This is a genomic window from Mucilaginibacter defluvii, assembly GCF_039543225.1.
Taxonomy (GTDB): domain Bacteria; phylum Bacteroidota; class Bacteroidia; order Sphingobacteriales; family Sphingobacteriaceae; genus Mucilaginibacter; species Mucilaginibacter defluvii.
Genome location: NZ_BAABJI010000001.1, coordinates 928,480 through 948,503, shown reverse-complemented (window position 1 = coordinate 948,503; position 20,024 = coordinate 928,480). Strand labels below are relative to the sequence as shown.

Genomic DNA, 20,024 nt, shown 5'->3' with positions numbered 1-20,024 from the left:
TCGGGATGGTTAGAGTTTAACATTTACGTTGATACCGTAGCTGCGCGTGGTTGGCAGCGTGTGCGATTCGATGCCCTGCAGGTTATCTGACGCGGAAACACTGGCCTGCGGATCGAGGTTATCAATGTATTTTTTGATCATCAGCACGTTGTTAACCAGCAGCGATACATTGAGGCCCTTAACAAAGGTTTTCTTCATGTATTTACTGAAATCATACCCTACTGATATGGAGCGCCACCTTACAAATGCCGCATTGTAAATAAATGGTGTGGCGATGTTAGTTGTGCGATAATTAGAGTAAAAGGTTTCGGCCTCAACTGCGGTAGTGTTGGGCGTACCATCAGGGTTAACGCCGTCAAACACTACCCCACCCTCGCGGCCAACCAGCGATTGTTGCGACAAGCCCTCACGTAAAAAGTTAAGGTTGGAGTTGGACATTATTTTGGCACCGGCCTTAAAATCAACCTGTGTAAATACGCGGAAGCCTTTGTAGCGGAAGGTATTTGTCCAGCCGCCTACCCATTTAGGTATGGCACTGCCAAAGGTGGTCAGCTCACCACGCTGCGGTAAACCGTTTATAGTAACGATACGGCCCTGATCGTCGCGACGGTAATCAAACCCGCGCAGTGATGCCAGCGGCAAGCCTACCTCGTGCGATACGGTACCAAAAAACTCACCCGTACCCACGTCTACCCGTGCCTGTCCGTTGGCCAGATCCAAAACTTTTGATGCATTGTACGATCCGTTGAAAGCGGTTTCCCAGTTAAAGCCGGTATTTTTTACAGGCACAATGGTCAGCAATGCCTCAACGCCACGGTTGCGCAGCTTGCCAATATTTACTTTAGTTGAATTGAAGCCCGACGCCACCGAAACGTCTACGTTCAATATTTCATCAACGGTATTCTTTTCATATACCGACATATCGAGGTTCAGGCGGCTGTTAAACGTCCTGATCTCTAAACCGGCTTCTTTTTCCTTCACCTTTAGCGGACGTAAGCCTGCGTTCGGACTAATATCGCTATTAATCGACCCCAGCGCGGTACCGCCAAACGGGTTAGAGTTAAGTGAGTAGTATAATAAATTGGCGTAAGGGTCAGTATCGCTACCCACTTCGGCATATGCTACACGCAGTTTACCGTAATCAATCCATGATGGCATACGCAACGCTTCGCTGAAAACAAAGCTGGCGCTTACTGATGGGTACAGGTAACTGTTGGTGTTGATGTTCAGGGTAGAGAACCAATCGTTACGTGCAGTGGCGGTTACGTACAAAAAGTTTTTATACGATATCTCGAACATACCATAAACCGAGTTAACACGCTTTTCAGCATAACTGTAATTAGGGTTTTTAACCTGCCCGTTGCTGATGGTATACAGATCGCGCACAAAGAAGTTGGTAACCGCGGTGCCCATTACATCGCTAACCTGTTTCATGGCGTTACCGCCAACGGTCAGGTCAAAGCCAAAATCCTTTACCTTTTTATTCGCCCCAATCAGGAAGTCCATGTTACGCTCCCTGAAGGTGGTTACATCCTGGTAGTAATAGCCGTTAAAACCGGTGGTTACCGCGCCGATAGAGCGAGTGCCCGTCGGGCGGTTGTAGTTGTATGGGCGGGTAAAGTAATCCTGCCCGATGCGTGCCTGCACGTACAGCCAAGGGGTAAACTGGTAACGTAATGAGGCATTGCCGAATATACGGTCGCGGTGCACATTTTCAAACCTTTGCAAGGCAACCCAATACGGGTTATTACGGTTGGTAAAGCGCGATAGCGGCATTTCGTTACCGTTGGCATCCTTGTAATTCTTCAGCCAGTCGGTATTGATACTATTGGCCAAGGTATAAATGGTGGTATTGGCATTCATATCCTGAATACCTATTTGCGGCGGGTTGTGGTTATACTCGTTTGAGTAGTTGGCATTTAACTGCATCGTCAACTTTGGCGTAACCTTATAGTTGAGGCCGAGGTTGAATATCTTTTTATGATAATCAGAGTTAGGCATAATGGCATTTGCATCGTTATTAGCGAATGACAAGCGGAAGCTGCCCTTATCATTACCGCCGGAGATCGCCACCGAATTAGAAAAGCTCCGGCCTATGCGATAAAACCTTGATATACGATCCTTGAAAGGAGAATATGGTTGTGTAGAGCCATCAAACTGAATGGTTGGCGCGCCATCAAACTTTTCGCCAAAGCTATGTACGCCAAAGGTTTGCGCCTCAGCAAGGGTGGTTTGGCGCTTACCATATTCGCCCTGGCCGTATTCGTACTGAAAATCAGTGTAATCCAGCGCCTGGTCGGCCTGGTAGTTGGAGTTTAGTTCGATGCCAATGCCTACGGTTTTGCTACCAGTTTTTGTGGTAATGATGATAGCGCCATCCTTAGCACGGAAGCCATACAGCGCGGCAGCGGCGGCTCCTTTAAGCACCGTCATGCTTTCTATATCATCCTGGTTGATACTCTGCAAACCATCGCCCTGGTCAGACGAGCCACCGGTTACGTTACCACCGCCATTGCCGGCAAATCCACCGGCGGAAACCGCGGTATTATTAATGGGAATACCGTTAACAACTATTAAGGGCGAGTTATTAGGCCCGAAGGACGACTGCCCCCTGATACGTATTTTGGTTGACCCGCCTGGGCCACCGGCAGGCGGCGTAACGTTAACGCCCGCTATTTTACCTTCCAGGCTGTTACCTACATTAACCGTACGGTTTACGGTGAGCAGATCGGTGTTTACAGTGGCGGTAGAGTAGCCCAGCTTTTTTGATTCGCGCTTGATACCGAGGGCGGTCACCACAATATCGTTCAACTGGTTGGAGTTATCTTCCAGAACAATATTGAGCACATTGCCCGTACCCACCGGCACTTCTTTGGTAGCGAAGCCTATGTAGGATACCTGCAATATAGCCGATCGGTTAGGTACTCGCAGCGTGTACTTACCGTTAGCATCTGTAACGGTACCGGTGGTGGTGTTTTTTATCCGTACCGATACCCCGGCAAGCATCTCACCCTTTGAGGTGCTAACCGTCCCGGTGATCTGTACGGCCTCCTGGGCATAAATTTGTGTACAGCACAGGCAAATAAATGCCACCAGCCAAACAATAGGTTTGTAAATTTTCAGGTTCATATTATATCAGGTTATTATTGGTTTCAATCGATTTCATAACATCAGCAAACAAGGGTTATGCGCTGCATAGCCGCATACCGGGAGCGATAGTTAAAAGTTTATTTATTATGGTTTATAATCGGGGGCAATACATGGCCCGCTGCTCATCCGCAAAACAGAATAGATAAGCATGAACAAATAAAGGCATTAACTGAATTACCAAAATTCAGTATCATAGCATTTTGATGTAATATGTTAACCTGATAGCGTGCGCTTTTAACCTCTTAACGGGCAATGCTATAAAACAGCAAAGGCACCCACAAACGGAGTGCCTTGCCATTAATATAGTACAGCGAGTATCAGGGTACCTTATAGGCCTGGCGGGCCAACAAGATCCAGCGTTTTTGTTGCTTTTTCCATACCAGCAATATGCCCAGATTTACCGTACCGGGTTTGCCACCGTCCAGTATCTCGCCGTTCAGTATGTGCCTTACTATGGCTACATCACCAGTAATAGTTATGGTTTGATTACTGGTAGCAATACTTGTAAAATCTGATTTACCACTAACCAGCGCATCAATAAAAGCGGCTTTATCTTCCACCTTTCCGCTGGAGTGGCCAAAGCTTAATTCGGCAGCGGTAAGTTTGCTTAGGGTAATTTTATTAGCATCAACCATTGCTTTATAAAGCGTATCAACGGCTGCTGCTACCTGCTTTTCGGCAGGCGTTTGGGCCGATGCGGTTATGATGGTTATCCAGCTGAGTATAGCTACAAAAACAAAGCGCTTTAATTTCATTTTATACCGGATTAGTTAAGTTTATAAGCGGTTACTGAGTTGCCAAAAAATGTGGGCACATAAATTATACGCTTTTTAGGATCGTAACCAATATCGGCCGTTTTGCTTTTGCCTTCATGTGTGTCCAGTAATATTTGTTTCTTACCATCGGGGGTAACATAATACAGGTAGCCTACCCAGGCGGTGATCAGCAGATCGCCATTACCTACGGGCTCAATGCCATCGCCGCCGTGTTCCAGGTCACAAACCTTGGTCAGCTTTTTATCGGCACCAGCCTTGTATGCGGCGTCGGATGTAAGTACGTAAAGATCGGCACCTATGCTTTTTACGCCGTTAACGCCCTTTAATCCGGTGAGATAAACCTCTTGCTTATCGCCCTCAAATTTAAACACCCGGGCATTTTTAGGGTCGGATACATAAACGGCACCTTTATCATCAATGGTTACATCGTTCAACCCCGCGTTTTCGTCGACCAGCTTTTTTGTTACCGCCCCGGTTTTCAGGTTTACCGAAACAAGTTCGCTTAAATCGGCCACGTACAGCGTATTCTTATAAATGCCCATGCCTTTAGGAGCGTTAAGGCCGGTAACAAAGGCGGTATCAATTATTTTTCCTTCGGTGGAGATTTTCGCTACCCCGCCAACGCCATCCTTAGCGTTGGAGTTGCCGCTGATGAGCGAAACATACATCACCTTGCCGGCGGGTAAAACAGATTCGGGCGTATTCAAAGTCGTATCGGTTTGCCATAGTTTTTGTACGGAATGCTGGGCCAGGACAGCGATGGGGCTTGCCAGTAGCAGCAAAAGGGCGATTTTCTTCATCATAAAGGTAGATTTGGTTTTATAAAGTTACAATACCCTTTTTATAGTAGTGTAACAATATAACATAAATTGGAAACAGGTTAATATAGCACACAAAACTGCCAATTTATTAAAGTCCTAAATACTGCTTAACAAAAGCTTTACATGGTAAAACCGCCATCATTTGTACAAAAAGCGGATATTGCGGGGCTTATGAAATACTTACTTACTACCCTATTTAGCTGTTGCCTGCTGGCTGCATCAGCACAAAACAGCATCGACCTGCAAGCCCATCGCGGTGGCCGTGCCCTGATGCCCGAAAATTCTATTGAGGCCATGCTACATGCTGTTGACCTTGGCTCGCGCACGCTTGAACTGGATGTGGTGATTTCAAAGGACGGCCAGGTGGTAGTATCGCACGATACGTACATGAATGCCGATTTTATGCTGAAACCTGATGGCAGCGAGATCAGCAAAGCCGAGCAAAAAAGCCTGCTGCTGTATGCCATGCCTTATGACAGCATTAAAAAATACGATGGCGGCACCAAAGTTCACTCCGGTTTTACCGCGCAAAAAAAGATGCATACCTACAAACCGCTGCTAACCGAAATGATTGACGCGGTAGATAAATATACCAAGGCCAAACACCTGAAACCGGTTTATTACAACATCGAAATTAAATGTTCGCCCAAAGGGGATAATGTGGAACACCCCGTGCCGGATGTGATTGCCGACAAGGTAATGGCCATCGTAAAACAAAAGAATTTACTAAACCGCAGCAACATACAATCATTCGATGAGCGCCCGTTGCAATACCTGCACGCCAAATACCCGAAAGTGGTTTTGGCCTACTTGGTATCCAACAAAAATACCTATCGGCAAAATATGGATAAGCTGGGATTTAAACCGCCCATCATCAGCCCGGAATATAAACAGATTGATGCCACCTTTGTGAACAACGCGCACGCGGCGGGCGTTAAGGTAATACCGTGGACAGTGAATGATGCCCAGGCCATGAAACAACTGGCCGCCATAAAGGTAGACGGTATTATATCCGATAATCCGGATATATTGGTTGAGTTGTTTGGTAGTTATCAAAAGAAATAAAACAACAAGCCCCGCTACTATACGGGGCATTGCTGACTTTTTTTATTTATTGTTTTGCAAGGTAGATGCTGATAAGTTCCTGATCGGCAGTATAGCGGCGCTGGTTTACCATTACCATCAGTATTTTGTTCAATGCCTTTTGCACTCTTTTATCGCTTAGTTTTATTTTGGCATTTACCGTTTCCTGATACACCAGGTGATTGTTATCATTATAAAACTTAACTGTATTTAGTTTAGGGGTTTTAACATTACTTTCAATTACCCAGTAACCTTGTGTTGAATCTGCCTTGTTTTGGGCTATGCTTTGGGTAAAGGCCATAACTGTTACAGCCATTACAAGTATCATTTTTTTCATTGTGATGTATTTAAATTTTATATCCCAAAAGTAACCTCTCCTGCTACCTTAATAAAGCAGGCACGATACTCGTAACCCCAAACAGCACAAGCTGCCTGAAAAGCATTGTGGAAGCCGTTTATCCGCTTTTTATTACCGCCGATATACTGAACGATGCTGTTCGTCATACTTTGCCTGCATTTCGTCTGCTATACACTTACAGATCAAATATTTGAGGTAAATTAGTACATGGCAAAGGGTATAAACATATCGGCAATTACAGGCAACCGTGTGCTACAGCATATATTGTTCTGGCTTACAGTATCATCCTTTTTTGTAATGATGTACTCGTTTAAAAGCACCTGGGAAATAGCGCTGCATAACAACGTGTTTTTTATGCCCGTACACATGGCGCTGTTTTACGCTGTTGGCTACTGGCTTATACCGCGTTACCTGCTTGCGGGTAAACATGTTCAGTTTGGTGTAGGGCTGATAGTTACCAATATAGTGTTGAGCCTCACCTCAAGATTTGTGGATATTTTTATTGCCTACCCTTACCTGGCCAAACGCTACCTGGGCGAGTTTGATGATCCGTACCATGGAGAGTCGCTGAGTGAGCTGTTCCTGCATCCTGTTTATTTTATCAATGCCTTTAAAAGCCTTAACCTGGTGGCTTGTTTTGGCATTGGTGTAAAGTATTTTAAAATGTGGCATGAGCGTAAGCAGGCCGCGCTGAAAGCCGAACTGGATGCCTTGAAAGGGCAGCTGCACCCGCATTTTTTGTTCAATACGCTTAACAACCTGTATTCGCTCACGCTGCAAAACTCGCCCAAATCATCAAATACGGTGCTGGGTCTGTCAGAAATGCTGCGGTATATGCTGTACGAATGCAATACCGACCTGGTGCGGCTAAGCAACGAGGTGCGGATGCTAAAGCATTACACTGAGCTGGAAAAACTGCGTTACGAAGAACGGCTCGACCTTACCTTTAACATCAACGGCAACCTGAACGGCTTGTACATTGCCCCCCTGTTGCTGCTGCCCTTTATTGAAAATACCTTTAAGCATGGCGCAAGTGAAAAGGTGGGCCATAACTGGATCAACATCAATTTATCGGTTAATAGTAACGTATTAAAAATTAAAGCGTCTAATAGTAAACCGGAACAGGTTAAGAGCGACGCGGACAGGCACTTTGGCAACATTGGCTTGCAAAACGTTAAAAAGCGGCTTGAACTTTTGTACCCGCAGCAGCATAACCTTAAAATTCTGGATGATGATGAAGCTTTTTTAATTGTGCTTGAACTCACGCTCACCCGGCGCGAACAAGCCTTACCTACAGCCATACTACATGAAAATACGTACGCTTATAGTTGATGATGAACCGCACGGCATAGAGATAATAAGCAGCTACCTGGAAAACTTTAGCGATGTTGAAATAGCGGGCAAATGCGGTAACGCCATACAGGCCTTCCAAATGTTGCAGCAAAAACCGGTAGACCTGATGTTTTTGGACATTAAGATGCCGGGCCTCAACGGTACCGACTTTTTGCGCAGCCTTAAAAATCGCCCAAAAACCATATTTACCACCGCCTACAGCGAATATGCGCTGGAAGGCTTTGAGTTAGATGCCGTGGATTACCTGATGAAACCCATCTCTTTCGACCGTTTTTTGCGTGCCATGGACAAGGTTTATCAACTATATGATAACCGCAGCACCACGCGCCTGGCTCATGAAACCCCGGTTGGCGACCAGGAAGCATTTTTATATATTAAGGTAGACCGTAAGACCATCAAACTCAACATCAACGCCATTTTGTGGATAGAAAGCATACGCGATTACGTAAAAGTGGTAACAGCCGACCAGGTGTATATCAGCAAGCAAAAAATAAGCTTTTTAGAGGAGATGCTGCCCGACAGGCATTTTGTGCGCATACACCGGTCGTTCATTGTATCATTATCAAAAATTAATTCCTTTTACGCCTACAGCCTCGAGGTTAACGGCCACGAACTCCCCATCGGCAGGAATTATAAGCAGGATGTACAGAAGAAATTAAAGGCGGAGCAGTTGTTTTTTTAGCTGATACAATTGTATCTTAGGGCGATTTATGACCTTAGTATTTTATTTACTTGTTATTACGGGTATAATAATCTGCGCTCCATTTATCGTTTTGACACATGAACTAGGGCATGCCTTAGCATATATTATATTTACCAAGCCCGATAACATTGATATTTTAATAGGCTCATCTTCTCCACAAAAAAATACTTTCTCTTTCCGAATAAAGCATCTAAAAATTCAGGTTACGCCAAACTTTCCTTTTAAGTGCGCTGGTTATTGCCTGAGTAATAAAGTTGAGTACAACTATATTAAATACATCTTGATACTACTTTCTGGTTGTATAACTACTTTATTATTTGCGCTATCTGTTTTGTTACTCTCACTCTATTTTGACGTACATGGCGCTATTAAACTATTATGCGTTATCATGCTTTGTTACTCAGTTTATGTTGGATATCATAACCTGATAGCAAAACGTTCAAAAATAGGCTCAACTGACGGAGAGCGTATAGCATTCGCTTTAAATTTAGGTAAGGCTTTCTCTCACTATTTAAAGGGCGTAGCCAATTACGACGATGAAAACCACGAAGTTTCTTTGACATATATGCAGCAGGCTTACAATATTAAACCAAATAATACTGAAATTCAAAGATGGTATATCTACACCCTGATTGCGAATGAAAGATTACAGGAGGCGGAAAATATGATTAAAAACTTTGCTAAACAACGGTCTTTAAAATGGTATGACATGGATGTTATCGCAAGTGTGTATCATAAATCAGGTAAAAAAAATGAAGCCGTTGCTTATTACAAAAAGTCCCTGCAAATATTACCGAATAATGTAGACTCTATATTATCACTAAGTTACTTACAAACAGAATTAGGCCTTTATGAAGAAGCAGTAGATAACTTGCAAAAGATATTTGGCATAAATCAAGATTACCCGTTTATTTCAGGATATCTGGGCTATTGCAAAATACTACAAGGAGAGCTAAAAGAGGGGAAAAATTTGATTGAACTTAGCTTAAAAACAGACGGCGAAAACGCGTATTTGTATAAAGGCTTAGGTATTTATTATTTAAAGATTAATGATATAACAGAGGCGGATAATTTGTTTAAAAGAGCTATTGAGTTAGATGCTTCGATTGATATTGATCAATACCAGAAAAACGAAGCACCCAACTCAATAGATTAAAACCTATCTCCTTTCATCAAACACCTGGAACTCGGCTATTGATGGGTTTTCTTTAGATCCTTCGATCTGAATGCGCACTTTGCTGCCCCAAACGCGGTCAAAACGGTGAAGTTTTACACGTTCGGCATTATCACCGCTGAATATTTGTTTCCAGGCCGCGCCGTCCCAGTATTGCAGTTTATATTTGCTGATGTTGGCTTTTGACTCGAACACGACGATGGTGTTGAATGACCTGTCCTTCTTAAAATCGATCTCGAACCAGGGCTCTTTAACCCGCGGGTTTGACTGCCATGACGAATGGTAATCATCATCATTAGCGAAGTCCATAATGTTCATGTCATCACTCCAGCTTGAATTAGCCGGTGCATTGATGGCGATGTTGCTGGCTATTATCGGGTCTTCCAACGGTGAAAGTTTGGTGGTAGGGCCTTCGTTCTTCCAAAGTTTACCCACTTCTTTCAGGCTGGCCAGGGCGTTATCATCAATCAAACCATCGCGGTTTGGCGCAACGTTCAGGATGAAGTTACAGCTGGCTTCATTCAGTGGTTTGATCAGCTCGTTAACTATTTTTTGCGGCTCGCGTACCGGTACCGTCGGGAAATCCTCTTTCCAGAACCAGGCGCTGTTGATAGGCAAACAAGCCAGGGTTGGCATACGCTTCACGTCCTTAGCCATACGCTGACCGGCACCCATTTCATAAGTCTTGATATCGGTATAATATAAACCATCACCCGGATATTTGGCACCGTTCAAATCCATCACCAAACATTCAGGCTGCAATTTTTTGATCAGGTTATAGATATCCTGGAATGATACATCATCATAAGAAATGCGTGACCATGGTGCATCCCATCCATCAATAATCAGCGCTTCTATCTTACCATATTTAGTTAAAAGTTCAGTCAACTGGGTTTTGATCATCTCAATATCCTCTGGCTCTATCTGGTTAGGACGAATCTTATGATGCGTATCTAAAATAGAATAATACAGCATCACCTTTAAGCCATTAGCGCGGAACGCATCAGCAAATTGCTTCACCACATCCTTTTTATACGGACTATTCATCACGCTGTAATCGGTGCTCTTGGTATCCCAAATACAAAAACCGCTGTGGTGCTTGGTGGTTAGGCAACCATAGGTCATGTTGGCTGATTTAGCCGCCTTTGCCCACTGGTCGGCATTCAATTTTTTAGGATTGAACAACGCAGGCGAGGCTTCCGGGTCAGGCCAGTCGGCATTCCAGTAAGTAGGCATGTTAAAGTGGATGAACATACCAAACCGCAGATCCACAAACTGCTGCTGCAATTTGTTAAGATTACTGCCTGATGAACTATTGTTTGATTGCGCCCGTAAAAACACAGGCAATAACAGTACAAAAAAAAGTGAGAGAATGGATTTTACTTTTGTGTAACGCATTTTAGTGAGGTTAGTAAAAAGCTCCAAATACGGGAATTTGCAAAGCAAGGCATTAAGTATTTTTGGCATAGTGATAAACCCTTTTATCATAACTCCCCGTAATTACTCACACCAACTTTGCCGCGCCGGTTAATCTCATTTATCTAAACATAGTTCTCTCCCATAGAGAAGGCTAATAAAGGTCACTTACCAAACGGCGGCCTGCCGGTTAATTGCTTGTACAGCGGCAAATCATTACGTTCCTGCGCCGGTACATGAAAATTTTTGCAGTAGTACACCTGCAGGTGCAGTTCATCCACCCCGTTACGCATAATGGCAATATCAGGCAGTTGCTCAACCGAATCAAAGAATGGCTTTACATCATTATCCACATTTATCTGGTGGCGCTGGCCTATCACCACGCAATCGTACCCTAACAGTTTATTCGGATCAACAAGGAAAGCCATATTTCGCGGATCGTTATTAAAGCAGATAATATCCTTTTTGCCTTTCAACGCCCAATCCACCTTGCCGGTTAACCACCAGCGTGGCGCACCTGCAAAAAGATGATCGTTTTTGAACCAGCCTTCTTTTTCAAAGCGTTTGTAAATATCATCATAGTCGATGCCCTGAATGGTCGGGTCGTCGGTATCGCCGGCAAGGCCTACTATCCATTTAGGTCCATAGCTTTGCCAAAAGCCGGTAACCATGTGCAGGCTCAATACCGTGATCACAATCACTGTAAAACCGGTTGAAAACCGCAACCAGCGGCGGGTGGATCTGGCTTGTTCAGGCACGCCGTTCAGCTTTTTGTCTATAACATACCCCAGCGGCATAAACAGCATCATATAGCCTGGTGCCTGCCAGTGAAAATGGTACTGCAAGTCGGCCCAAAGGGTAACCACGGTGAAAAATACTATAGGTAAAACCGATGTCCAGAAAACGAAGCTGTATGCTATGGATGTATTACGCTCCTTATATGAACGAATAAATTGCCTGATAATGGGCACCCAAACCCAGGGCAGCAGCCAAAGGGCCTGTCCGCCAATACTGCGCAAAAACCACTCGGGGTGCAGTTTAAACTCACCGCCATCACCCGCGCGCGAACCCTGGAAAACGAATGATGCCCAGTCATTCTTGTAGTTCCACCAAATAACCGGGAAGGCGATGATCAAAGTCAACAGCACCGCCAGATATGGCCCGGGGTGACGCAGCCAGTGGCGTTGGTTCTTGTTAGCTACCACAAACATAAACACTCCCGCAAATAGGAATAGTACGTGGTACTTGCTCAGCGTAGCCAAACCCATCAGGACCCCCACCCAAAGCCAGCCCATATACGCGTTGCGCGATGAGGCCTGCTCCTGGTTAATATCCATTACTCGGGCTATGTAGTATGCCGCCGCCATCCAAAAAAACATCAGCGGCGCGTCGGGCTGAAACCAGCAGGCAATAGCCACGGTAAACACCGCGCTTAAATTCATGATGGCAACGGACCAAAAACCGGCTTTGGCATTAAACAACTTTCGCGACAGCAAAAACAAAAACCAGCTTGTACCCGCGAATAATATCACCGCCGGGAAACGCAGGGCAAATGTACTTAACCCTAATATTTTGATACTTAGCCAACTTAACCAGAAAAATAAAGGCGGCTGATCAAAGTAACTCAGTTCAAGACTTAAAGCGCCCCGAAAATAGTATGATTCGCCTATACCCAAACCGGTGTAGGCGGCTATAAGTACACGCACAATAAAGGTGATGGCTATCAACACAAGGGTGTACCGCGCAGCATTCTGTTCAGTAAGTTTTTTCATTTATGGAGGAGGAATGGTGTGATGGTGTCCTGCTTTTTCAACATGCAATATTAAGCAACTATTGTTAAAATAAATGTAAAATAACCACGGTATCATCGCAGGCAGTTTTACTTGTATGTTAAAAGTTTAAATTAGCGGGTGATAGTTGACCGCTAACTTACACATCATTATAAAAGCGATAATATGGCAGCGTTTAATAACACAGCTCAAAACCGGGAGCAGCTTTTCAGCAAGCTGTATCAAAGCGCCTTCCCGGCGGTGGCGGCCTACGTCAGCAAAATGGGCGGCAGCTTTGACGAGGCTAAAGATGTTTTTCAGGATGCGCTGATTAGCTATTATGAAAAAGTACTGGTTAACAGCACAGATATCAATACTACCGAAAACGGCTACCTGTTCGGCACGGCACGCCATATTTGGCTGCAACGCTATCGCGCTAAAAGCAGGGAGCAGCGTTTGGATGCTGATAACGACTTTACCGATGCTGAAGACGCAACGCAACCGTCAACCAACAAACTCCTCGCCTACCTGGCCACTGCCGGCAAAAGGTGTATGGATATGCTCAAAGCCTTTTACTACGATAAGCTGGATGCGGAAGATATAGCCACCACATTCGGCTACTCGGGTATACGCTCGGCTACCGTGCAAAAATACAAGTGCCTCGAAAAAGTGCGCGATACCGTTAAACAAAAAGCATTGCAGTATGAGGACTTCATTGAATAATATCAAACTTACAGAGGAATACCTCGCCGGAGAATTACCAACGGGCGACAAACTGCTTTTTGAAGCGCGGATGCTGCTTGATCATGATTTGCTTATAGATGTAAAGGCACAGCAACAAGCCGTTGAACTGGTTAAACAATACAGCCGCGAACAATTAAGGGCAGAGATCGATACAGTACATCAAAAGCTTTTTAATGACAAACAGCATCGCACGTTCGCTAAGCCGGTGATGAATCTTTTTAAATAAACCCACTTAAACAATAAACATGTCATTTCGAGCGATAGAGAGAAATCCGCCTGCGTTCATTGTAAAGCGACAGATTTCTCCTCGTACCTCGTCGAAATGACACAATTATATTTCCTTAAATAACGAAAGCATTATGAATTACACTAACGAATTCCGCAGCTATGCGGTGGGGCATCGCCATGCCCAAAAATCAGGGGTTGATGCTTACATCAATCACATTAACACCATGCAGATCCCCATGGCTACTACCCCTTACATTATGGAAGAACGGCAGTTTAATGTTGCTCAGATGGACGTCTTTTCGCGGCTAATGATGGACCGAATCATCTTTTTAGGCTCGGCTATTGACGATCAGATCGCCAACATTATACAGGCGCAACTGCTCTTTCTTCAATCAGCCGATGCCAAACGGGATATTCAGTTGTACATCAACTCTCCGGGCGGCTCGGTGTATGCCGGGCTGGGTATTTATGATACTATGCACTTTATATCGCCTGATGTGGCAACCATCTGCACAGGTATGGCAGCATCCATGTCGGCCATATTGTTATGCTCCGGTGCACCCGGCAAACGTGCCGCCCTTAAACATTCGCGGGTGATGCTTCACCAGCCCTCAGGCGGCGTACAGGGCACCCAGGCCGATATTGAAATAACCGCCCGCGAAATCGCCAAGATAAAAAAAGACCTGTATACTATTGTAGCTACACACAGCGGCCAAAGCTATGAGAAGGTGCATGAGGTATCAGACCGTGACTACTGGATGATAGCCCATGAGGCCAAAGAATTTGGTGTTATTGATGAAATATTAGGAGAGGCGAAATAAGGTTGGCACCATCCTTGTACATATCTATATAACAAACAGATAAATACCATGAACATACTTAAATTTATTGCATTAGGTGCAGCCGTAGCTTATGGTGTAAGCTACTTAACCAAACGTGACGCTAATGGCCACTCGATAGTAGACGATGTTTTAGACAAAGCACCGGATTTAGTAAACAATTTAAAAAAATACGGTCAGGATGCGTTAGATAAAGCGAAAGCTAAAGCAGTATAATAACCGTAATTGATTATAAACAATAAAGCCTCCTGATATATCGGGAGGCTTTGTTGTTATCGAGTTTTTTTTATTTTGCCGACCGAAAATGGCTTATCGCCCTCAGCAATACCGCGCGAGGTGTTTGGTTTACTATCCATCAGCAGGTTAAATGTACCGCCCTTCATTATATCACCATAAGTAATATAGTTTTGTGTGTGGGCTTTACCGTTCAGTTTGGCTGATTGTATGTATACATTGGCCTGGCTGTTGTTGGTAGCATCGATCACGAATTTTTTGCCGTTTTCGAACGTGATGGTTGCCTTTTTAAATACCGGGCTGCCCACTACGTATTGATCTGTACCAGGGCAAACGCTGTAAAGGCCCAGCGCGCTAAGTACGTACCATGATGAGGTTTGGCCCTGGTCTTCATCACCCGGATAACCATCCTCAGTAGCGTTATACAACTTGCTCATAATATTACGCAAATGGTATTGCGATTTCCAGGGCTGCCCGCCATAGTTATACAAATAAGCCATGTGCTGTATAGGCTGGTTGCCATGCGCGTACTGCCCCATGTTGATCATGGCCATTTCGGTCATTTCATGTATCGGGCCACCGTAAGTTCCTACCTTAAATTTATTGGGCTCGGTGAACACCGAATCGAGCTTGGCCACAAATTTCTGGTCGCTCCCAATGAGGCCTGTTAAGCCTTTAATATCATGAAAAACCGACCATACCCAATGCCAAGGCGCGCCTTCAGTGAAAGGGCCGCCCCACTCTATCGGGTCAAAATTGGTTGACCATTGGCCATCACCATCCCTACCCTGCATAAAGCCGGTTGTTGGGTTAAATACATTTTTGTAATTATACATCTGGCGGGCAAAAATGCCCTCATAAAACGGGTTATTGGTCATTTTGGCTAACTGGTAACCACAAAAATCATCATAAGCATATTCCAAAGTTTTGGCTGTTGCTTCGCGATATTTTGGATAAGGCACATAACCCAGCTCAAAGTATTCCTTCCAACCATCACGACCGTTTGCCGGTCCCCAGGGGCCTTTATTAAATGCTTCGTGACGATAGGCTTCCAGCGCTTTTTTAGGGTCGAACGTACGGATGCCCTTTGCCCAGGCATCAGCAAATAATGATATGGCATGGTTACCGATCATGCTGCCCGCCTCGCCGGGAAACGACCATGATGGCAGCCAGCCGCACTGATCGTAAGCGGCAAGCATGGCCTGCATATATTGCCCGTGCATTTTAGGGTACATTAAAGCATTTAGCGGAAACTGCGCGCGGAAGGTATCCCAAAAGCCGGTATCAGTATACATATAGCCTTCGTGTACCTTGCCGTCATACGGACTAAAGTAATAAGGTTTCCCATTCTTATCGTACTCAAAAAACTGGCGCGAGAATAAACTCGCCCTGAAGAAGCAGGAATAAAATGTGGCTTTCTCTTCCTCGGTACCACCCTCAACCAAAATGCGGCTCAGGTGCTTGTTCCATACTTTTTGGGCAGCAAGTTTGGTAGCTTCCAGGTTTTTGTCCTTACCCAGTTCGCGTTGCAGGGTCAGGTCGGCTTGCTCCGGGCTTACGTATGATGATGCCGCCTTGGCCTGTACCGAGCGCTTACCGCTTTTAAACTGTACGTAAACACCTACCTTTTTGCCTTGTATAGCTGTTTCAGATGGATTGATCTTATCGTTCTCTTTTGTCCAGGTACCGCAGGCTACTATAGGCGAATCAAAGATCACCTCAAAGTAGCTTTTAAAATTATCGGTTAAGCCGCGCCCGTTGTGTACCCAGCCGGTTATCTTTTTATTTTTTATATCAATTTTGATGTCGCTTTCTTCGGTATAGCCATCCAGCACCAAAAAGTTATCACCCTCACCGGTAAAACTGAAACGCAGGTGTGCCCCACGCTCGGATGGCGAAATTTCGGTAGTGATACCGTTATCAAACTTAACCTTGTAATAGTTTGGCTTGGCTACCTCGTTGGCATGGCTGAATTTTAAGGCGCGGGCATCCTCATTAACCACCAGCTTACCGGCTACCGGCATCAGCGAGAAAACGCAGTAATCATTGGTCCACGAACTGCATTGGTGTGCCTGCTGAAAGCCGCGGATGGTTTCCTTTTTGTACTGGTATTTCCAGCCATCGCCATTGTTACCGGTTTGGGGTGTCCAGGTGTGCATACCAAAGGGTAAGGCCGTTGTAGGGTAAGTATTCCCGCGGGTTAGCCTGTGTTCAGAATTGGTGCCCTGCAACGTATTTACATACTTCACCAGGTCGGCATCCTGTGCGAATGCCGCGTTTACGGCACATATTGCTAATATGCCGGCTTTAATAAATTTCATAAAAAGTGATTGGTTAGAACAGTATAGTTTAATTCGCCCTAAAATACAGCTATCGCCCTTAAAACTATCATCCTCAACGTAAAATATTGATGACGGTACTACTTAACCATCAAGCCAAATAAATAAATTCTACTAAATCAATAGATTTTATTTTGAAGTATCAAATTGGTCTGTTACATTTGCATCATCTGATATGACTACTCAAAATATCATAGGTTCAATAATGCGAATGCCTCTGTGCCAAGGGGTCATGTGTTGCTGCTGTTAATCCCCCTTCGGCACGCTGCTACACAGCATTTTCTCATTATAAAACTTACTGATATTTTTCCATGTTCGCATCTTCCCGTCTACACGTATATATTTTCCGACTGGCTTATTTTGCACTTACAGCCGCAGTTATTGTTACCCTTTTTAGTTCATGGGGTGCGGCGTCACGCAGCTTGACTTTTGCCAAGGCTGCCGGTGCATCAGCGCTAACAAACACTAATTCGGCGCATACCATTACACTTAACAATAGGCGCTTAAATTACACATCAACAGCCGGTTACCTGCAAGTAGCAGATGGCCGTTTTGGCGCCAACATATTTTACACTGCCTATAAGGTAAACAATGACCAGCCAAATCGCCCGGTTACTTTCGTGTTTAACGGCGGCCCCGGCTCGTCGTCCATCTGGCTGCACATGGGCGCTTTCGGGCCGGTGCGCAGTGTGCACGGCAAGGCGGGTTATCAGCCCAATCAAAACACCTGGCTCGGTTTTACCGACCTGGTATTTATTGATCCGGTTGGTACAGGCTACAGTCGCCCGGTGGATGGCACCGATGCCCGCCGGTTTTATGGCTACCATGAAGATATCAGGATAATAGGTCACTTTATTAAGCAATACCTTGCCGCCAACAACCGGCAGCAAAGCCCCATATTTTTAACCGGCGAAAGCTATGGCGGCGCACGCGCCGTGGGTTTGGCAGCGTATTTAGCCGACGAGCAGCATATTGAGGTAGCAGGGCTAACACTGATCTCGCCCGCGCTTAATTACCGTTTAATCAGCTTTAAGGACAAAAATACGGCAGCCTACCCGTTATATCTGCCAAGCTACGCGCTGGCCGCGCAATATCATCAGCGTTTAAGCGCGGAATGGCAGGCATTGCCCGGCAGCGAATTGTATAGGATTGCAGAGAATTTTAGCGCTAATACCTATAGCCGGTTTTTAGCCTCCGGCGATACCATAACACAGCCCATTGCCGACACCTTACGATTGATTACCGGCTTACCCGAACACACCATCTGCCGGCTTAACGGCCGGATACCCGACCATATATTTACCCGCCAGGTTTTGAACAACAGCCGTGTAGGCATATTTGACGCGCGCACAAGCGGCGAAGCCGGTCAGGCCGACCCAAGTTCGGCACGCCTGAGGGCTGTATTTCCGCAGGCATTTAAAACTTATGTTGAGGATGAGCTGAAGTACCGTAACGCCCTCCCCTATCTGGCCACTACCGCAACGCCAAACTGGAATTACGGCCCCGGTGCCGAAGGCGGTTATTTGAATGTATTGCCTGCCTTAACCGGGTTGCTTAACAAGCATAAAGCGTTAAAGGTAAACATCGTGGCGGGTTATTATGATCTGGCTACACCGGTGGCTACCATCAACACATCGGTTAAACAGCTATTGGCTAACAGCGCGTTTAAAACAAGGGTAAACGCGCATTACTACCAATCAGGCCACATGCCTTATGTTGATGATGCGGTTAACCAAAATTTTGCTGCCGATAGCCGGAAGTTTTATCAGGCATCCTTAAACTAAATGTACATCTGCACCGGTTTGCAGTTGACTGCGTAATATACCCAGTTCCAGCCCACGAATTTCGGCCAGACCACGGAGCCTCCCTATGGCGGAGTAGCCGGGATTAACTTTTTTATGCAGATCATCCAGCATCTGGTGCCCGTGGTCGGGGCGAACAGGAATGGAGAGGTTTCGCTGTTTCATTACCCGCACCGCCTCTTTAATTACGGCGTACATGTCCGTATCACCTTCCAGGTGGTTATCCTCAAAAAAGTCGCCATGCTCATTGCGCTTAACATTACGCAGGTGCAAAAAATTTATCCGGTCGCCAAACTGCCGCACCATTTCCGGCAGATCATTATCCGCCCGCACACCGAATGATCCGGTACAAAAACACAAACCATTACTTAATGAGGGCACAGCATTAAAAATATACGCCAGATCGGCAGCTGTGCTTATCACTCGCGGCAAACCCAGTATGGGGTATGGCGGATCATCTGGGTGGATCACCATCTTAACCCCGCATTCATCGGCAACAGGTATCACCTGCTGTAAAAAATAAACCAGGTTAGCGCGTAATCCGTCAGCATCGATATGTTTATAGATTGATAGCGCATCCCTGAAATTATCAATGGTAAAATGCTCCTCGCTGCCCGGCAAACCGGCAATAATATTGGCAGCGAGTATGGCTTTTTCGGCCTCGCTCATTTGCGCAAAGCGTTGGTGCGCACGTTGCAGTTCGGCAGCGGTATAATCATTTTCGGCACCCTCGCGTTGCAGCATTAATACATCAAAAGCAATAAAAGCAGCCTTTTCAAAGCGCAGGGCACGGCTGCCATCTTCCACGGCATAGTCCAGATCGGTGCGTGTCCAGTCCAGCACGGGCATAAAGTTGTAGGTAATTATTTTTATACCGCATTGCGCCAGGTGGCGGATGGAGGTTTTATAATTCTCTATCAACTCCTCAAATCCCTCGATTTGTGTTTTGATATGCTCATGCACTGGCAGGCTTTCCACCACACTCCATTGCAAACCGGCATTGGCAATGAGTTGCTGCCGCTCCCTGATCTCCTCAACCGGCCATACAACCCCGTTTGGAATATGATGCAAAGCGGTAACAATACCTGTGCAACCCGCCTGCCTGATATCGTGCAACGTAACCGGATCTGCCGGACCAAACCAGCGCATGGTTTGCTGCATGCGGATGCCTGTAGTTTTATAAGAAGCGAATTGCGGTTGCATAGGTTTATTCAGCATAATCAGAAATATATCAG

18 protein-coding genes are annotated in these 20,024 nt (G+C 45.5%); 9 read left to right on the top strand and 9 right to left on the bottom strand.

Going from position 1 to position 20,024, the window contains the following annotated elements; genetic code table 11:
• Positions 1 to 9: 9 nt before the first annotated feature.
• The 3 genes from ABD960_RS04280 to ABD960_RS04270 form a co-directional block, all read right to left on the bottom strand.
• Entirely contained in the window at positions 10 to 3,129 is a 3,120-nt protein-coding gene (locus ABD960_RS04280) for a SusC/RagA family TonB-linked outer membrane protein (RefSeq protein WP_345329664.1), read from the bottom strand.
• A gap of 338 nt (positions 3,130 to 3,467) precedes the next feature.
• Positions 3,468 to 3,905 (bottom strand): nuclear transport factor 2 family protein, encoded by a 438-nt coding sequence (locus ABD960_RS04275; RefSeq protein ID WP_345329663.1) that lies wholly within the window; start codon positions 3,903 to 3,905, stop codon positions 3,468 to 3,470.
• An 11-nt stretch (positions 3,906 to 3,916) separates the two neighbouring features.
• On the bottom strand, positions 3,917 to 4,729 hold the full coding sequence (locus tag ABD960_RS04270) for a strictosidine synthase family protein (RefSeq protein WP_345329662.1): 813 nt from the start codon (positions 4,727 to 4,729) through the stop codon (positions 3,917 to 3,919).
• A 189-nt stretch (positions 4,730 to 4,918) separates the two neighbouring features.
• On the opposite strand from ABD960_RS04270, the gene ABD960_RS04265 reads away from it, so the two are divergent.
• Complete coding sequence (locus ABD960_RS04265) at positions 4,919 to 5,812, top strand: glycerophosphodiester phosphodiesterase family protein (RefSeq protein ID WP_345329661.1); 894 nt, start codon at positions 4,919 to 4,921, stop codon at positions 5,810 to 5,812.
• A 46-nt stretch (positions 5,813 to 5,858) separates the two neighbouring features.
• On the opposite strand, the gene ABD960_RS04260 is transcribed toward ABD960_RS04265, so the two are convergent.
• A complete protein-coding gene (locus ABD960_RS04260; protein WP_345329660.1) occupies positions 5,859 to 6,167 on the bottom strand; it encodes a hypothetical protein in 309 nt (102 codons plus the stop codon).
• Positions 6,168 to 6,184: 17 nt separating this feature from the next.
• Positions 6,185 to 6,334 (bottom strand): hypothetical protein, encoded by a 150-nt coding sequence (locus ABD960_RS04255; RefSeq protein ID WP_345329659.1) that lies wholly within the window; start codon positions 6,332 to 6,334, stop codon positions 6,185 to 6,187.
• Between the two features lie 61 nt (positions 6,335 to 6,395).
• Between ABD960_RS04255 and ABD960_RS04250 the strand changes: the two genes are divergently transcribed.
• From ABD960_RS04250 to ABD960_RS04240, 3 genes are read left to right on the top strand one after another with little or no spacing between them, the layout of a single operon-like run.
• Positions 6,396 to 7,520: a sensor histidine kinase gene (locus ABD960_RS04250; RefSeq protein ID WP_345329658.1), complete on the top strand. Its 1,125-nt coding sequence runs from the start codon at positions 6,396 to 6,398 to the stop codon at positions 7,518 to 7,520.
• Positions 7,495 to 8,223 (top strand): LytR/AlgR family response regulator transcription factor, encoded by a 729-nt coding sequence (locus tag ABD960_RS04245; protein WP_345329656.1) that lies wholly within the window; start codon positions 7,495 to 7,497, stop codon positions 8,221 to 8,223. The genes ABD960_RS04250 and ABD960_RS04245 overlap by 26 nt, the downstream gene beginning before the upstream one ends.
• A 28-nt stretch (positions 8,224 to 8,251) precedes the next feature.
• Complete coding sequence (locus ABD960_RS04240; RefSeq protein ID WP_345329654.1) at positions 8,252 to 9,400, top strand: tetratricopeptide repeat protein; 1,149 nt, start codon at positions 8,252 to 8,254, stop codon at positions 9,398 to 9,400.
• Between the two features lie 3 nt (positions 9,401 to 9,403).
• On the opposite strand, the gene ABD960_RS04235 is transcribed toward ABD960_RS04240, so the two are convergent.
• Together ABD960_RS04235 and ABD960_RS04230 are read right to left on the bottom strand one after the other, a co-directional pair.
• Positions 9,404 to 10,885, bottom strand: coding sequence for an alpha-L-fucosidase (locus ABD960_RS04235; RefSeq protein ID WP_345329653.1), 1,482 nt, complete (start codon positions 10,883 to 10,885; stop codon positions 9,404 to 9,406).
• A 113-nt stretch (positions 10,886 to 10,998) separates the two neighbouring features.
• On the bottom strand, positions 10,999 to 12,606 hold the full coding sequence (locus ABD960_RS04230; protein ID WP_345329652.1) for an ArnT family glycosyltransferase: 1,608 nt from the start codon (positions 12,604 to 12,606) through the stop codon (positions 10,999 to 11,001).
• A 183-nt stretch (positions 12,607 to 12,789) separates the two neighbouring features.
• Here ABD960_RS04230 and ABD960_RS04225 point away from each other — a divergent pair, with 183 nt between their 5' ends.
• From ABD960_RS04225 to ABD960_RS04210, 4 genes are all read left to right on the top strand, one after another.
• Entirely contained in the window at positions 12,790 to 13,326 is a 537-nt protein-coding gene (locus tag ABD960_RS04225) for an RNA polymerase sigma factor (RefSeq protein WP_345329650.1), read from the top strand.
• Entirely contained in the window at positions 13,307 to 13,573 is a 267-nt protein-coding gene (locus ABD960_RS04220) for a hypothetical protein (protein ID WP_345329649.1), read from the top strand. Before ABD960_RS04225 ends, ABD960_RS04220 begins: the two co-directional genes overlap by 20 nt.
• Positions 13,574 to 13,706: 133 nt before the next feature.
• Positions 13,707 to 14,396: an ATP-dependent Clp protease proteolytic subunit gene (locus ABD960_RS04215; protein ID WP_345329648.1), complete on the top strand. Its 690-nt coding sequence runs from the start codon at positions 13,707 to 13,709 to the stop codon at positions 14,394 to 14,396.
• 48 nt (positions 14,397 to 14,444) lie between these two features.
• On the top strand, positions 14,445 to 14,630 hold the full coding sequence (locus ABD960_RS04210; protein WP_345329647.1) for a YtxH domain-containing protein: 186 nt from the start codon (positions 14,445 to 14,447) through the stop codon (positions 14,628 to 14,630).
• Between the two features lie 56 nt (positions 14,631 to 14,686).
• On the opposite strand, the gene ABD960_RS04205 is transcribed toward ABD960_RS04210, so the two are convergent.
• Positions 14,687 to 16,969 carry a GH92 family glycosyl hydrolase gene (locus tag ABD960_RS04205; protein ID WP_345329646.1) on the bottom strand — a complete coding sequence of 761 codons (2,283 nt, stop codon included), beginning with the start codon at positions 16,967 to 16,969 and terminating at the stop codon, positions 14,687 to 14,689.
• 329 nt (positions 16,970 to 17,298) lie between these two features.
• Between ABD960_RS04205 and ABD960_RS04200 the strand changes: the two genes are divergently transcribed.
• A complete protein-coding gene (locus ABD960_RS04200; RefSeq protein WP_345329645.1) occupies positions 17,299 to 18,771 on the top strand; it encodes a S10 family serine carboxypeptidase-like protein in 1,473 nt (490 codons plus the stop codon).
• Here the strand turns inward: ABD960_RS04200 and uxuA are convergent.
• Positions 18,763 to 19,992, bottom strand: coding sequence for a mannonate dehydratase (uxuA, locus tag ABD960_RS04195; RefSeq protein WP_345329644.1), 1,230 nt, complete (start codon positions 19,990 to 19,992; stop codon positions 18,763 to 18,765). The genes ABD960_RS04200 and uxuA overlap by 9 nt on opposite strands.
• Positions 19,993 to 20,024 lie beyond the last annotated feature (32 nt).